Source organism: Rhizomicrobium sp., assembly GCA_037200045.1.
Taxonomy (GTDB): Bacteria; Pseudomonadota; Alphaproteobacteria; order Micropepsales; family Micropepsaceae; genus Rhizomicrobium.
In genome coordinates this window covers 1,074,459-1,089,984 of the sequence record JBBCHM010000001.1, presented here as the reverse complement: position 1 = coordinate 1,089,984, position 15,526 = coordinate 1,074,459, and the positions used below count along the sequence as shown (strand labels likewise).

The following is a 15,526-nucleotide window of genomic DNA, read 5'->3' as shown; positions in this document are numbered from 1 at the left end:
GGGGTAAGAGCTTGATTCGACGCCGCCACTTAAGTGAAATGCGCCCCGTTGGGTTTGGTGAAAAAGACGCAAACAAGGGAAATGTCGGCATGGCGGGGACGCTCGTCGAGCGCGTCTGGGCTTGGCTCCATGAAACGTTTCCGGAGCGGCAGGTCTATATCCGCAGCGACGGGCGGGTTCAGTTCTTCACCTTCGGGCCGACGCTCCAGGCCACCCTCGCCGGCCTCTCCCTGATCTTTCTCGGCTGGGTGGCGTTCGCCACCGTCAACGTCATCTTCAAGGACCGGATCATCGCGGCGAAGGACCGGCGCACCCAGCAGCTCACCTCGGCCTATGAGAACCGCGTCGCCGACCTTCAGCTCTCCTACGACGAGTTGAACGGCGCGCTGGTCAGCGCCGAGGACCGCTTCAAGGCGACCGCCGACGAGCTGCAGATCAAGCAGAACACGATCCAGAAATTCCTCGACCGCCGCCGGCAGGTCGATTCCACGATCGCCGGCCTCGCCAATACCGGCATCCGGACCGGCGGCCCGGCGCCCGCCGACACAGGCGATACGGGCGCGCCGAGCGACAGCATCGACAACTCGCCGCCGCCCGCCGACGCCGCTCCGATCGACGCCGGCGGCTCCTCCGAGCTCTCCGTCCTGCCGCAGCCGCCGGCGCCGCAGCCGCGCACCGCCAAGCCGACCAAGGCGAGCTTCCTGGATTTCGGCGGCGCCATGGACCACATCACCGGGCTTCTGTTCGGTTCCAGACCGGCCAGCCAGGCGGCGCCTTCGGCCGCCGCCTTCGCCCAGCATCCGGCCCTGCGCGTGCTCGCCGAGCAGACCACCCGCGTGGCGCAGATCGGCCTCGTCGAAACCCAGCTGATGTCGCGGACGCAGAGCGAGGTCGCCGAGGGCGTCTCCCGTATCCAGAACGTCATCCGCCACACCGGCATCAATCCCGACGACTACACCCGCCGCCTCGCCGCGGTGGAAGGTGTCGGCGGACCCGAAATGCCGCTCTCCGACGTGCGCGTCGACGGCATCGCCGACCAGGCCTTCACCAACGCCTATCTGCGCGCCTCGGCCGTGCTCGACCAGATGAATTCGCTGCTCGGCGCGATGCGCCATATCCCGCTGACCACGCCGGTCGCCGGCCCGCAATTCGAGCGCACCAGCGGCTTCGGCGCCCGCATCGATCCGTTCACCGGACGCTATTCCTTCCATCCCGGCGTCGATTTCGCCGGACCCTGGGGCTCGATCATCGAGTCGACGGCGCCCGGCACGGTCGTATTCGCCGGCGACCGCGGCGGATATGGGAACATGGTTGAAATTGACCATGGTTTCGGAATCCATACGCGCTACGGCCATATGTCATCGATTCTCGTCCATGTCGGCGCTAGAGTAGGCAAAGGATCGCCCATCGGCAGACTCGGATCGACGGGGCGCAGTACCGGACCGCATGTCCATTATGAGGTCTGGTACGACAACGTGATGAGAAACCCGAGCACCTTTATCGAGGCAGGCCGACATGTTTTCGAGTAAGAAGGACACCGCCCCACCGCCCCCGCCCGCGAACGTTCCGCCCGCCAAGCGCGCGGCCCGCTCCTCGGCACCCTCCATCATCAGCGCCGATCTCGTTGTGAACGGCACGCTGATCTCGACGGGCGACATCCAGATCGACGGCCGCGTCGAGGGCGATGTGCGCTCCGCCGGCTTGGTGATCGGCGACAAGGCGTTCATCCATGGCGAGATCCTCGCCGAGGAACTGACCATCCGCGGCCGGGTCCAGGGTTCGATCCGCGCCCGCAAGGTGCTGCTCTGCGCCACCAGCCATGTCGAAGGCAACATCCTGCACGAGGCCTTCGCGGTCGAGACCGGCGCCTTCTTCGAAGGCAATTGCCGTCACGCCGACAATCCTTTGGCCGATGACGCCGTCGCCAAGAAGCCGAGCGAATTCCGTGCCGCGCCGGCCGCCCCCGCGAGCGCGCCGTCCGCCATCTCCTCGATGGTGTCGCGTCCGATGACCAATGCCCCGGCCGCCGCCGGCCTGGCGACCGCCAAGCCCTAAGCGCCGGACTTTTCGATCAAGACGAACCCCGCTTCGAGCGATCGAGGCGGGGTTTTCGTTTGCAGGCCGTCAAGCGTGGCCGATGACCAGCCACAGGATGATGATGATCGGAATCGGAATGCCGATCAGCCACAGGATCAATGAGCGCATGCAGGTCCCCGAATGAGATCGGCGAGGTAATCCCCGAGGCTCCCTTGAGTTCCGCCTGCTCATTCGCGCGGCAGCGAAGGAACAGGTTCCTCGCCCGGACGTTGGAGCGCTGTCACCCGCGGGGAACACCCATGTCTGTCACCACAATCGTCGACGAAGGCGCCACCATCGTCAGCGAGGCGCCGCGCCGGTTTTCCTGGAGCGCCGCCTTTGCCGGCGCCTTCGTCGCGGCGGGCGTGACGTTCCTGCTCGTGACGCTCGGGTCCGGCGTCGGACTGTCGCTCGTCACCGTGCGACATGCGACAACCGGCGGCGCGACCACGTTCCTGACGCTGGGCGCGATCTATTTCCTCGTGGCGCAGGCCTTCGGATTCGCCGCGGGCGGACACATCGTCGGCCGCCTGATCGGGCCGGCGATCGAAACCAGTCGCGAAGAGGATTTCCGCGCCGGGTCGCACGGCCTGGTTTCCTGGGCGATCGCGGTGGTGGCGACGGCGACGATCGTCGCCTTGTCCGCCCTGGCCGCCGGTTCGGCGACGGCCAATGGCGCGGTAAACGGCGCGCTCGCCTCGGCGAACGGTGCGCGCGGCGACAACGCGCAGCCCACAACCACCTCCTACTGGGTCGACAAACTGTTTCGTCCGGCGACGGCGCAATCGGCGTCTCTGGCTTGGCGGCAATACGCGCAGGCCGACAACGGCACGACGACCGACATGCCGCCGGCGAGCGATACGACGACCATGACACCCATCGACACGCAGACGGCGCCGCCGCCCGAGCCCGACAGAAGCAGCGCCAATCCCGTCTTCCTCGGCGCCGGACCCTCGAGCGCTCCGGTCACGCCGGTGGCGACCGCACCGCTGGCGACCTTGCGTCCGCTCGGCGCCGACAAGGCGGAAGCGGGCCGCATCCTGACGGTCGGCATGGCGAACGGCGAACAGCTTTCCGGCGAGGATCGCGCACAGCTCGCGATGCTGGTCGCCAGCAACACCGGCCTGTCGCGGCCGGCGGCCGAGCGGCGGGTCGAGGACGTCACGCGGCGCATCCATGACGACGAAGTCGCGGCGGCGGAGACGGCCCGCAAGGCGGCGGCCTATGCGAGCCTGTGGACGGCGTTGGCGCTCCTGTTCGGCGCGGTGGTCGCGGTGGCGGCATCCGTGTCGGCGCGCTGGGAAGACGACCGCGAGGCGGGACTGCTACCGGGGACGCGGGTGAGCGAGACGCGGTTTTGATTGTCCCTCTCCCGCTCTGCGGGAGAGGTTATTCCAGGTCTTCGATCTTCTCTTTCGGCTTGCCGCCGACGGCCTGCGCAAGGGCGGCGGCCATGAAGGGGTCGATGTCGCCGTCCAGCACGTCGGACGGCGTGCGGCTTTCGACGCCGGTGCGCAGGTCCTTCACGAGCTGATAGGGCTGCAGAACATAAGAGCGTATCTGGTGGCCCCAGCCGATATCCGATTTCTCGCCGATGAAGGCGCCGGTCTCGTCCTGTTTCTTCTTGAGCTCGATCTCGTAGAGCCGCGACTTCAGCATTTCCCAGCAATTGGCGCGGTTCTGGTGCTGCGACCGCTCGGTCTGGCAGGCGACCGCGATGCCGGTCGGCAGATGCGTGATGCGCACCGCGCTCTCCGTCTTGTTGACATGCTGGCCGCCGGCGCCCGAGGCGCGATAGACGTCGATGCGCACGTCCTTCTCCGGGATGTCGATCTCGATCGACTGGTCGATCACTGGATAGACGGTGACCGAGGAAAAGCTGGTGTGACGCCGGGCGTTGGAGTCGAAGGGCGAGATGCGCACCAGGCGGTGCACGCCGGCCTCCGACTTCAGCCAGCCATAGGCGTTATCGCCCTTGATCATCAGCGTCGCCGATTTGATGCCGGCGCCCTCGCCTTCGCTCTCTTCCAGATATTCGACTTTGTAGCCGTGCTTCTCGGCCCAGCGCGTGTACATGCGCTCGAGCATCGCGGCCCAGTCCTGGCTCTCCGTCCCGCCCGCGCCGGCGTGGATTTCCAGATAGGTGTCGTTGCCGTCGGCCTCGCCCGAGAGCATCGATTGCAGCCGCTGCTGCTCGGCGCGGGTCGCCAGGGCCTGGATGGTCTTCTCGGCGTCGGCGACCATGGCGGCGTCGTTCTCGCCCTCCGCCATCTCGAGCAGACCGAGTGCGTCGGCGAGCTCATTGTCGAGCGCCCGCACGGCGCCGATCGAGGCGTCGAGCTTCTGGCGCTCACGCATCATCTTCTGCGCGGCCTGGGGGGTGTTCCAGATGGAAGGGTCTTCGGCCTTGGCGTTCAGCTCGTCGAGGCGACGCAGCGCGTTATCCCAGTCAAAGATGCCTCCTCAGCAGGGCGATGGCCTGCTGGATGTCTTCGACGGTACAGGTGATCTCGGGGCGCATGGGGATTCTCCGGGGACGGGATATAGGGATCGCGACCGAATTCGTAAAGTAGCGTCAAGTCCACAGGGAATGCTTGCCGACTGACACAACCCCGCGTTCCAAAAGCACCTAGAATCTATTCAATAGTTTGAACAAAGTCCGCAAGATTTGGGACCAGCCGATCCAATTGAGTTTGATTGACCATGACGGATCTACCAGCAAGGTCCTTCGGGCCGGCTACAAGACCGCGAATCGGGATTCCGAGCGCTCCAGACACCACTGATGCCGTGTTGGCGTCATTGATTTCTGCTTGAAACATACGGCGAAATTCCTGCGGAGAACGCGGCGGCGGCGACCCGCTCGGATGTATCACAAATCGGTTCGGGTTCGCCTGCCATATTTGAAAAATTTCGCTGCCAATCTCGTTCACCACAGTTCGAAATGCACTTGCCGGACCCAAGTTTTGTGTGAGCCTGTTGCCAACGTAGGAGTAAATACCGGGTATCGTCATTCGCGAATTATTTGAGTTTATGAAGAATTGAGACTGCTGAACACCAGGATTTCTTCTAACTCCATAAAGTAGCGCCAACAATGCGCGCACCGCTCGCTTTGACGATCCATCTGCCGTGAATGGGACTATCAAGCGATCGGATGCCGACATCGCAAGCTCTGTGTAGATCGTAAAGCTCGGATTGCAGTCGAAAAATACGGTGTACGGCCGATCCCACCCGGCGACTATGTCGGTTACTAGGTCACTGAGCCACTGATGCACCACCCGCCAAGCGTCCGTTGGACCGGGCGTGGTCGCGCCGAGGACCCGGGCTGCTTGAATTTCAAGCTGCTCGTCTCCAACAACCAAAAAGACATTTGGGGGCACGGCACCATTGTAAGACCGCACTCGCAAGGCATACGCGCTTCCAGAGCGGGGATTGACATAAGGGCTCGTTATCCTGTCCTCGATGTACCCGCTAATTGTACGAAGAGGCGAGCCAATAGCGAGTTCGTCCAAAACGCGGTCACCGCCTTCAATTCCGCCAAGCAGCATGCTCGATGCGTTTGCCTGCGGACAAACATCCACGACGAGGATGTTCTGGTCCGGGTGTTGATGCGCGTACTCAGACGCGACCTGAAAGGTCAAATAGCTCTTTCCAACTCCGCCTTTGTTGTTCCAGAAAGCATATCTCGCCATTGGAGCCTCGCTGCATCCGTGAACTTTTCTATGCCACGTCTGGAAGTATTATTGTTACAAAAAGTCACGCCGCGCGACGGGGAATTGGTGGATGCTTTAGAACGGGGATCTCGCCGCATAGCTGCGTACGTCGATCGAATGGGCGGGACCAACTGAATATTTTCGCGTTGATCCACTCATCCATCGCAGTTTGGGCTGATTGGCATGCTGTCGCACTCATTCATCGAATAGGTTGGATTGCAACCTGAGCCACGCCCCGCGTCAGTACAACCCGCCATTCCCCGGATCGACCGTCGGCGCGCCGGTTTCGCCGGGGGTGGTCGGCGGGAGGGTGCCGGCGAAGGGTGAGGTGCCGATCTCGGCGCCCGGCGCGTCGGGCTCGCCCGGCGCGGTGTTGGGCTTGAAGACCTCGGGAATGCCGGACGGCGACGGCGCGCCCGAGTGATAGTCGACCTTGACGATCTCCACGCCCGGCGCGACGCGGAACGGCAGGCCCGGCGTGTTGGACAGCGCGCCCTTCATAAAGTCGCGGAAGATCGGCGCCGAGACCGTGGCGCCCTGCTCGTAGCCGCCCAGCGACCTCGGATTGTCGAAGCCGGCATAGACGCCGCAGACCAGGTCGGGCGAGAAGCCGACGAACCACACATCCTTGGAATCGTTCGAGGTGCCGGTCTTGCCGGCCAGCGGCTTGCCGACGGCGAGGACCGAACGGCCGGTGCCGCGCAGCACGACGCCTTCGAGCAGCGAGACGATCTGGTAGGCGGTCTGCGGATCGAGCACCTGCTCGCGGGTGTCGGGCAGCAAGGGTTCGGCCTGGCCCTGATAGTCCGCCAGATTGCAGCCGTCGCAAGGGCGGCTGTCGTGGCGCCAGATGGTCTTGCCGTTGCGGTCCTGGATGCGGTCGATCAGCGAGGGGATGATGCGCTTGCCGCCGTTCACGAACACCGAATAGCCGGTGACCTGTTTCAAGAGCGTGGTCTCGCCCGAGCCGATCGAGTTCGAGAGCAAGGGCGCGAGGTGATCGTAAGCGCCGAAGCGGATCGGATATTGCACCACCTTGTCCATGCCGACGGCCTGGGCCAGGCGGATGGTCATCAGGTTGCGCGACAGCTCGATGCCCCTACGCAGCGTCGTCATGCCGAGGAAATGCCGCTCGAAATTCTTCGGCCGCCAGATCTTTCCCGAGCCGTCGTTCATCTCGAACGGCGCGTCGAGCACCTTGCTCACCGGCGTGTAGCCGTTGTCCAGCGCGGCGGCGTAGACATAGGGCTTGAAGGACGAGCCGGTCTGGCGCATCGCCTGGAAGGCGCGGTCGAACTGGCTCGATGCGTAGGAGAAGCCGCCGGACAGCGCGAGCACGCGCCCCGTATGCGGATCCATCGCGACGATGCCGCCGTTGATCTCCGGCACCTGGCGCAGGCCGAACAGGCCGGGCTTGTCGTCCAGCGGTTCGACATAGATCACGTCGCCGATCTTGAAGACGTCGGCGGGCTTGGCCGGCGCGGGGCCGGCATAGGGCGAATTCTTCGACTCGTGGCGCGCCCAGGTGAGTTCGCTCCACGGGATGGTGCCGGTGGTGCCGTCGCCGAGGCCGATCTTCGCGTCCTTGCCGTCGAAATCCAGGACGACGGCGACGCGCCAGGTCTCGATGCCCGATTGGTTGGCCACCGCCTTCAGCGTGTCCTGCCAATTGCCCGTCACCGAGATGTTGCTCGTCGTACCGCGCCAGCCATGCCGGCGGTCGTAGCGCACCAGGCCGGCGCGCAGCGCGTTCACCGCGTAGTTCTGCAGCGCCGTGTCGAGCGTCGAACGGACCTGGAGGCCGCCGTCATAGAGCGCCTGCTCGCCATAGCGGGCATAGAGCTCGCGGCGGACCTCTTCCACGAAATAGTCGGCGTCCTCGGTCTGCGAGCCGGCGACGCGGGTCTGGGTGACGAGCGGCTCGGCCTTGGCGGCGACGGCGGCGTCCGCGGTGATGTAGCCGTTCTCCTCCATCTGGCCGATGACCCAGTTGCGGCGGTCGAAGGCGGCCTTGTGGTTGCGCACCGGATCGAATTCCGACGGCGCCTTGGGCAGCGAGGCGAGGAACGCGACCTCGGCGATGTCGAGCTGGTCGAGCGATTTGCCGAAATAATTCAGCGCCGCGGCGGCGACGCCATAGGAGTTCTCGCCGAGATAGATCTCGTTGAGATAGAGTTCGAGAATCTTCTCCTTGGAGTAGGTCGCGTCGATGCGGATGGCGAGGATTGCCTCGCGGATCTTGCGGCTGAACTTCACGTCCGAATTGAGCAGGAAATTCTTGGCGACCTGCTGGGTGATGGTCGAGGCGCCTTCCAGGCGTTTGTGCTGGAAGACGTTGAACACGTCCTTCACCGCGGCGCGCGCGATGCCCGACGGGTCGATGCCGGGATGGCTGTAGAAATTCTTGTCCTCGGCCGAGGTGAAAGCCTCGGTGATCAGCTTGGGCACGAAGGAGATCGGCACGAAGATGCGCCGCTCGCGGGCATATTCACCGAGCAGCGTGCCGTCGCCGGCATAGACGCGGGTGGTGACCGGCGGCTGGTAGTCGCGCAGCGTCTCCACGCTCGGCATGTCGCGGGTCACGAGATAGACGGCAACGACCGCGGCCAGCACGCCGGCCGCCGCCAGGACGCCGAGCGCCAAGCTCGTATAAGCAAGTATCCGCCGGAACATGGCTGCTGTTATAGCCCTCTTCGAGGCCGCTTTCTTATCGGCCGATTGTGGCGTTGGGAAGGTAATTCAGGTCTTTGCCTGTTCCCCACTCATGGTGAGGGCGAAGCCGTTACTGCGGGCGCGAAATACCCGTCCACGGCCTGGCCGATGGCCCTGGCGACGCCGTTGCGCCAGCGCACCGTGTTCATCTGCCCGGCATCGCCATTGTTGGACAGATAGCCGAGCTCGATCAGGACGGCGGGAACGTCGGGCGCCTTCAGCACCACGAAAGCCGCGGCGCGGTGCGGCTGACGCGGCAAAATGTCCGTCGCGGCGGACAGCGTGGCGACCGCCCCGGTCGCGAAGCGCGCGGAGCGGTTCATGGTGTCGCGCTGCGCCAGGTCGAACAGGATCGGCGCCACGGTCGCGTTGCCGCCGCCCAGATCGACGCCGGCGATCACGTCGGACTGATTCTCCTTGCTGGCCAGCGCGGCCGCCTCGCGGTCCGAACCCTTCTCCGAGAGGGTGTAGATCGACAGGCCGTTGACGTTCGGATCGGGGTTCGAATCGGCGTGCAGCGAGATGAAAAGGTCGGCGTGCCACGAGCGCGCGATGGTCACCCGCTCCTTCAGCGGGATGAAGACGTCGGTGTCGCGGGTCAGGTGGACGGTGTAGTTGGCGCGGCGCACCAGCTCGCGGCCGAGCCGCAGCGCCTCGTCCAGCACGAGATCCTTCTCCTGCAAGCCGTTGACGCCGCTGGTGCCCGAATCGATGCCGCCATGGCCGGGGTCGATGACGACAATGTGCTTCTGCGCCGTGGGCGCGACCGGCGCCGGCGGCAGGGAGGCGAGCTGCTCGGCGGCAGCCTCGCGGGCCTTCAGGTCGGCCGGCCAGCCGGAATTGTGCACGAACTGATCGGGCGAGGACCGGGAACAGGTCGATGACGACGCGATAGCCGTAACCGCCCGAGGGCGGCAGGACGAGCGGGTCGCTGACCTTCATCGGCTTGTTCAGGTCGATCACGAAGCGCGAATTGCCCGAGCGGAACAGACCGTAACGGTAGCTGTGCACCGCGCCGTTGCCGGTGGGGCGCGGCGGGCCGTCCAGGTGCCACTGCACCGCCGGCATGTCGATCACCACCCGGTCGGGATTGGAGAGGGTGAAGACCCGCATTTTCACCGGATCGGACATCTCGACGACGAAGCGGGTGCGGTCCTCGTGCTCGCCGATTCGGGTGCTCATCACGATCGGTTCCGGCCCGGATGGCGGCTTGGCCGGCAAGGCCAGGGAACCGGCGGCCGGCGGCTGGCCCGGGGGGCCGGCGGCGGGCGGCTGGGCGGGCTTGGGGCCGTCGTCCTTGAGGATATGGGCGATCAGGTCGTCCGCGTCCCTGGACGGGTCGGACGCGGCCAGGGCGGCGCCGACCAGGAGGACGGCCGCCCCAAACCCCAAAACCATGGCCAGACGGCGATTCATCCGCGGCGCCCCGTAATGTATGGAAACTGGCCGTAAACCATTGACGAATCCTTAGCACTTGCGGCCTTTACAATGAATTCGGAGGGTTTCTCTTGCCGTCCCGGCACGGGGCCCCTACAACATGTACGTGCTGCGCCGGCCGGTCACAGGGGTGACCGGATGAGACGGTGCGGTGGTCCGGAGATCGCGCCGGCTGGCTCTTCGAGCGCCCAGCGCAGGAATCCCTCCATTGCAGCAGCATCCCGCCGCCGGCCCGGCCGGCTGAAGACCAATTTTGTAATGACCGACATCGCGCAAGCCCTTTTCCCCGATTCCGCAGCAAGCCTGCGGACGGCGGCGGCCCGGCGCCTGTCCCCAACAACGCGGCCCCTCCACTGCAACGCGCCACGGCGCGGCGCGGGTGCGCGAGCGCGGCCGCTCGGAGAGTTCAATGCCCAAACGCATGCTGATCGACGCCAGTCACCCGGAGGAGACCCGGGTTGTCGTTCTCGACGGTAACAAGGTCGAGGAATTCGATTTCGAGGCCGCGACCAAGCGGCCCCTCAAAGGCAATATCTATCTCGCCAAGGTGACGCGCGTGGAGCCTTCGCTCCAGGCGGCGTTCGTCGAGTATGGCGGCAACCGGCAGGGCTTCCTCGCCTTCTCGGAAATCCATCCCGACTACTACCAGATCCCGATCGCCGACCGTCAGGCGCTGATCGCCGAGCAGGAAGCCGAGGCCCGGCGCCGCTCCGAGGACGACATCGAATCGTTCGAAATCTCTTCGGGTCCGAAGCCGCCGATCTCCGACGAGGAAGAAGACGACGAACCGGAGGAGACGGCCGCCGAAGCCGCGCCGGCCGGCACGATCGACGTCGCGCCCGACGCGCTGCCGACCGAGGACGGGCCGGAGCCGGAAGGCCCGGTCGCGGCCGCCGCGACGGACGACCACGAAGACGTCTTCGAGCATCCCGGCGTCGCCAGCGCCGAGGATATCGAGGACGACGAAGATGAAGACGACGACGAGGACGACGAGGAGCCCGTCGCCGCCGCGCCGCCCGAGCACGTCCATCACAACCACGAGGACGACGAGATCGACGCCGTCGCCGAGGCCGAGCAGCGCGCCGGCGTGGTCGACGAACAGACCGTCGCCGCCTCCGCCGCGCATGTGCCGGCCGAAGAAAGCTTCCATGTCGACACGCCGGTGCCCGAAGTCACCGAGAATGTGCCGGACATCCAGACCGCCTCGGAACAAGCCGTCGAGGGCCAGCCGGCGCAGCCGCTTCAGTCCCAGAAGCCGTCGCAGCGCTGGGTCCGCCGCCGCCACTACAAGATCCAGGAAGTGATCAAGCGGCGCCAGATCATCCTGGTGCAGGTCGTCAAGGAAGAGCGCGGCAACAAGGGCGCGGCGCTCACCACCTATCTGTCGCTGGCCGGCCGCTATTGCGTGCTGATGCCCAACACGCCGCGCGGCGGCGGCATCAGCCGCAAGATCACCAACCTGGCCGACCGCAAGCGGCTCAAGAGCGCCGCCCAGGCGCTGGAACTGCCCGAGGGCATGGGCCTGATCATCCGCACCGCGGGCGAGAACCGCACCAAGGTCGAGATCAGGCGCGACTACGAATACCTCCTGCGCATGTGGGACACGATCCGCGAGACGACGCTGAACTCGATCGCGCCGGCCTGCGTCTATGAGGAAGGCGACATCATCAAGCGCGCCATCCGCGACCTCTACAACAAGGATGTCGTCGAGATCACGGTCGAGGGCGAGGCGGGCTACCGCAACGCCAAGGACTTCATGCGGATGCTGATGCCGACGCATGCCAAGAACGTGAAGCCCTATGCCGAGCCGGTGCCACTGTTCCAGCGCTATCACATCGAGGCGCAGCTCGACGCGATGTTCCAGCCGACGGTGACGCTGAAATCGGGCGGCTATATCGTCATCAACCAGACCGAGGCGCTGGTCTCGATCGACGTCAATTCGGGCCGCGCGACGCGCGAGCACTCCATCGAGGAGACGGCGCGCAAGACCAATCTCGAAGCCGCCGAGGAGATCGGGCGCCAGCTTCGCCTGCGCGACCTGGCGGGCCTCATCGTCATCGACTTCATCGACATGGAAGAGGGCCGCAACGACCGCGACGTCGAGAAGCGCATCCGCGACGCGGTCAAGAACGACCGCGCCCGCATCCAGATCGGCAAGATCAGCCAGTTCGGCCTTCTTGAAATGTCGCGCCAGCGCCTGCGCGCCGGCGTCATCGCCGGCTCGACCGTGCCTTGCCCCCATTGCGGCGGCCAGGGCATCGTGCGCTCGGTCGAGTCGACCTCGCTGCGCGTGCTGCGCGGCCTGGAGGAAGAGGCGCAGAAGCAACGCGCCGAGGGCCTGACCGTCAAGGTCGCGGCCGACGTCGCGATGTACACGCTGAACCAGAAGCGCCGCGAACTGTCGCGGCTGGAGAGCGAATATTCCATCGTCATCAATTTCGAGCCCAAGCCCGAGCTGATGGCGGGCGCGTTCGAGATCGACCGCGTCGGCCACCGCAATCCGGAAGACTTCGTGCGCCCGGTCCATGCGCCGGCGCCGGTCGTCGAGGAGGACGAGGACCTCGACGTCGTCGAGGAAGAGGAACTCGAAGCGGAAGACGAGGCGATCGAAGCGGTCGAGACGCCGGCCGAGCCGGAAGAAGACCAGCGCCCGCGCGAAGAGCACGAGCCGGCCGAGAACGGCGACGGCCGCCGGCGGCGGCGCCGCCGCGGCGGACGCAATCGCAGCGGACGCGGCCGCGACCAGCGCGACGCCGGCACGCCGCGCGAGACGCCGGCGCCGGTGCCGCACGAGGGCCGCGCCCGAGGCGCCGCACGCCGGCGACGGCGAATTCGCCGCCGGGCCGGAGGACATGGCCGAGGGCGGCGAGGAGTTCGCGAGCGAACATCAACCCCAAGCGAACGACGCGGCCGGCCAGGACGCCGAAGGCCAGCGCCGCCGCCGGCGTCGCCGCCGGGGCCGCCGCGGCGGCAACCGCGAGCGCTTCGCGCCGAACGGCGAGCACGTCGAACAGCCCGCCGAAGCCGCGGGCGAACCGGCCGTCGTGCCGCCGTCACCCGCCCGCGCCGGAGCTTGCGCCGGTGTCGCAGACCCCGGCTTCGTTCGGCGCGGGACGCTTCGGCGAACCCGACGAGATCGACACCACGCCGCGCGACGATGCTCCGCGCGTGAGCCCGAACACCGCGTCGACGCCTTCCTGGTCGCTGAGCGATCCGGCGGAGATCGACACCACGCCGAAGGACGAGAAATCCTCCGAGCCGGCCTCGCCGCCGAAAAAGGGCTGGTGGCAGCGGGCGTTCAAGACGTAGGCGTTCGCAACAACTGGCTTGATTGAACGACGGACGGACTCGTGGCGCGAGCGATTGCGAGGTTCCTCTGTCCGAGTTGGTGCATCCGTTTCGTGTGAATCTTTTCTTCCGATGTCACGACGCGCGCGCGCCGGAAAACCGGTGCGTGTTTTGCGTCGATGCAATTGTGGGGATTTGAGAGATTTGGTGCCTGGACCGACTCGGTTCAAGGGGCCGGCGGAAATAAATCCTGGGCGGAGTTATCCGACAGAGGCTTCACGCGGAGGCGCGGAGAACGCGGAGGTTTTCGTTTTGTCGCGGGGATAAGTTTTGCGCTGCGATGCGGCGAACGATGGTCGATTGGCGGCGAAAATATTTTTGGCGCGGGTGAAGATGTCGAAGGTCTCGCGCCGCGACGCGGACCGAAACCGCGATGACACTCACCGCTTGCGCTTTTCGACATGCGCCTTCGGCGCGACGAGCTGGCGGCCCCATAGCGCCTCGGTTTCCTCCAGCCATCGCTTCAGTTCGGCGATCGGTTCGGGCCGCAAGGAATAGACGCGGACGCGGGCGTCGAGGCCGTCATGGCGCTCCTCCACCAGGCCCGTCTCGCGCAGCGTGCGCAAATGGCGGCTCATCGCCGGGGCGCTGACGCCGACGCTCCCAGCCAATTCGCCCGCCGGCCGCGGCCGCTGCGACAGGAGGTCGACGATGCGGCGGCGCTGCGGATCGGCCAGCGCCGACAGCACCCCGTCGATCCGCGCCCGCGACGCCTTCACAGCGTCTCGCGCAGCGTGAGGCCGCTGGCCCGCGCCATCTGCTATCGCCCCGTATCCCCGCTCGCGCCCAGGCCCTTCGATTCCGGGTCGGGGAGCGCCACGCAGGCGCCGCCCTGGCAGGTGATGGCGTTGATCGTGTCGTAGGGCGCCACGCCCGTGGAGCGCAGATCGGAGCGGCGGCTCACCTGCTCGCCGCGCGACAGGCGCGCCAGCGCGTAGCCCAAAGCGGCGGTGCCGTTGGGCCCGCCGGCGGCCGCGCCGGCCAGCGTCAGCGCGCCGCCGCTGTCGGTCGCGATCACCGGCGTGACGAAGGCGGCGGCGATGCCGGACGGCCCGCTGGAGGGCGCGCGCGCCAGCGTCACGCCGGTGCCCTGGGCATTGCGGCCCGAGCCGAACGGGCCGTTCATCGTCACGGCGCAGGCGACCGCCTGCCCGCTCGGGTCGGTGGCGGCGAAGCCGGTGGCGCCGAGATCCTGCGGCAGGTCGGTGACGTGGAAGCGCGCGAGCGCCTGCTTGACCGCGACGACGACCGCGGCCTGCAGATCGCCGGCGCCGGCGTCCGTCGCCATCGCGCGCTGCAGCGTCTCGAACAGGGCGCCGGAGAAGGCGCCGGCGCCGGTGCGCTGCGACGGCAGCAGGACATATTGGTTGCCGAGCTGGATCGCCTGCGGCGCGGTGCGCGTCGCCTGATAGCGCGCGAACTCCCGCACGTTGATCGCGCCGCCCTGCTGCGCCGAATAGGCCAGGATGCGCGCGCCGAGATTGCCGCCATAGAACGCGTTCGGCCCGCCGGTGCGGACGATCGCAAGGGTCGCGGCGAGATCGGGATTGGTGACGATGGTGCCGGCCGCCTTGGCCTGGCCGGTCTCGTCGAGGAATTCGGCGGCGAGCGCGGCGTCGAGGCGGATCACGTCCTTCAAGGTCGCGATGCGGTCCGACAGCGCGTGGCTGATCGGAAAGCCGGCCGAGGCATAGCCTTCGCCCGGCGCCACGTCGCGCTGCCAGGGCAGCGCGCCGTAGATGCCCTGCATCAGCGCGAAGCCGCGGACATTGCCCGGCACCGCATAGGCGCCGCCGCCGCCGGAATCGCGGGCGAGGAAATCGAACTCCTCCGTGTGGCTGGTCGCCGGGTCGCGCACGATGCAGATGCCGCCGCCGCCGAGGCCCGCGGCGACCGGATAGGTCACGGCCAGCGCGAAATACATCGCGGTCGCGGCATCGGCGGCCGAGCCGCCCTGCTGCAGGATCGACGCGCCGACCCTGACCGCATAGGGCTCGTCGCCGACCGCGAGCGCCCTGGCGCCGGCCGTGCCGCCGCCGCCCAGGCCGATGAGGCCGCCGATGCCGCCGCCGCCCGAGCTGCTGGGCGTGCTCGGCGTGCTGGCCGGGACGGCGCCGCCGGTGTCGGCGTCACCGCCCAGCGAGCCGAGACCGATGGAACAGCCCGACAGAAGCAGCAGGCTTGAAGCGCAAGCCAAAATCCGCGAACGAAGCCTCAATGTTACAAATCCTTGATGGTTAAGG

Annotated in this window: 11 protein-coding genes; 5 read left to right on the top strand and 6 right to left on the bottom strand. The window is 66.7% G+C overall.

What is annotated here, in order from left to right; translation table 11 throughout:
- Positions 1 to 89 precede the first annotated feature (89 nt).
- The 3 genes from WDM86_04840 (at position 90) to WDM86_04830 (ending at position 3,437) form a co-directional block, all read left to right on the top strand.
- On the top strand, positions 90 to 1,529 hold the full coding sequence (locus WDM86_04840; protein ID MEI9989346.1) for a peptidoglycan DD-metalloendopeptidase family protein: 1,440 nt from the start codon (positions 90 to 92) through the stop codon (positions 1,527 to 1,529).
- On the top strand, positions 1,516 to 2,055 hold the full coding sequence (locus WDM86_04835; GenBank protein MEI9989345.1) for a polymer-forming cytoskeletal protein: 540 nt from the start codon (positions 1,516 to 1,518) through the stop codon (positions 2,053 to 2,055). Before WDM86_04840 ends, WDM86_04835 begins: the two co-directional genes overlap by 14 nt.
- A 281-nt stretch (positions 2,056 to 2,336) precedes the next feature.
- Positions 2,337 to 3,437 (top strand): hypothetical protein, encoded by a 1,101-nt coding sequence (locus WDM86_04830; GenBank protein MEI9989344.1) that lies wholly within the window; start codon positions 2,337 to 2,339, stop codon positions 3,435 to 3,437.
- A 28-nt stretch (positions 3,438 to 3,465) separates the two neighbouring features.
- Here WDM86_04830 and prfB read toward each other — a convergent pair.
- The 4 genes from prfB to WDM86_04810 form a co-directional block, all read right to left on the bottom strand.
- Positions 3,466 to 4,597, bottom strand: a protein-coding gene (prfB, locus tag WDM86_04825) for a peptide chain release factor 2 (GenBank protein MEI9989343.1) whose coding sequence is annotated in 2 segments (ribosomal slippage) — positions 3,466 to 4,527 and positions 4,529 to 4,597 — 1,131 coding nt in all. Because the reading frame shifts where the segments join, the coding sequence is not laid out codon by codon here.
- A 115-nt stretch (positions 4,598 to 4,712) separates the two neighbouring features.
- Positions 4,713 to 5,765, bottom strand: coding sequence for a ParA family protein (locus tag WDM86_04820; GenBank protein MEI9989342.1), 1,053 nt, complete (start codon positions 5,763 to 5,765; stop codon positions 4,713 to 4,715).
- A 261-nt stretch (positions 5,766 to 6,026) separates the two neighbouring features.
- Positions 6,027 to 8,459, bottom strand: coding sequence for a penicillin-binding protein 1A (locus WDM86_04815; protein MEI9989341.1), 2,433 nt, complete (start codon positions 8,457 to 8,459; stop codon positions 6,027 to 6,029).
- An 89-nt stretch (positions 8,460 to 8,548) separates the two neighbouring features.
- Positions 8,549 to 9,346: an N-acetylmuramoyl-L-alanine amidase gene (locus WDM86_04810; protein MEI9989340.1), complete on the bottom strand. Its 798-nt coding sequence runs from the start codon at positions 9,344 to 9,346 to the stop codon at positions 8,549 to 8,551.
- A gap of 998 nt (positions 9,347 to 10,344) precedes the next feature.
- Between WDM86_04810 and WDM86_04805 the strand changes: the two genes are divergently transcribed.
- Together WDM86_04805 and WDM86_04800 are read left to right on the top strand one after the other, a co-directional pair.
- On the top strand, positions 10,345 to 13,107 hold the full coding sequence (locus tag WDM86_04805) for an Rne/Rng family ribonuclease (protein MEI9989339.1): 2,763 nt from the start codon (positions 10,345 to 10,347) through the stop codon (positions 13,105 to 13,107).
- Entirely contained in the window at positions 13,104 to 13,244 is a 141-nt protein-coding gene (locus WDM86_04800) for a hypothetical protein (protein MEI9989338.1), read from the top strand. The genes WDM86_04805 and WDM86_04800 overlap by 4 nt, the downstream gene beginning before the upstream one ends.
- Positions 13,245 to 13,663: 419 nt before the next feature.
- Here WDM86_04800 and WDM86_04795 read toward each other — a convergent pair whose 3' ends face one another.
- Entirely contained in the window at positions 13,664 to 14,002 is a 339-nt protein-coding gene (locus WDM86_04795) for a metalloregulator ArsR/SmtB family transcription factor (protein MEI9989337.1), read from the bottom strand.
- A 41-nt stretch (positions 14,003 to 14,043) separates the two neighbouring features.
- On the bottom strand, positions 14,044 to 15,501 hold the full coding sequence (locus WDM86_04790) for a gamma-glutamyltransferase (protein MEI9989336.1): 1,458 nt from the start codon (positions 15,499 to 15,501) through the stop codon (positions 14,044 to 14,046).
- Positions 15,502 to 15,526 lie beyond the last annotated feature (25 nt).

Excerpts from the sequence above, each read along its gene's own strand:
- WDM86_04840 (MEI9989346.1), top strand. The coding sequence starts at position 90 with ATGGCGGGGACGCTCGTCGAGCGCGTCTGGGCTTGGCTCCATGAAACG.
- WDM86_04835 (MEI9989345.1), top strand. The coding sequence starts at position 1,516 with ATGTTTTCGAGTAAGAAGGACACCGCCCCACCGCCCCCGCCCGCGAAC.
- WDM86_04830 (MEI9989344.1), top strand. The coding sequence starts at position 2,337 with ATGTCTGTCACCACAATCGTCGACGAAGGCGCCACCATCGTCAGCGAG.
- WDM86_04820 (MEI9989342.1), bottom strand. The coding sequence starts at position 5,765 with ATGGCGAGATATGCTTTCTGGAACAACAAAGGCGGAGTTGGAAAGAGC.
- WDM86_04815 (MEI9989341.1), bottom strand. The coding sequence starts at position 8,459 with ATGTTCCGGCGGATACTTGCTTATACGAGCTTGGCGCTCGGCGTCCTG.
- WDM86_04805 (MEI9989339.1), top strand. The coding sequence starts at position 10,345 with ATGCCCAAACGCATGCTGATCGACGCCAGTCACCCGGAGGAGACCCGG.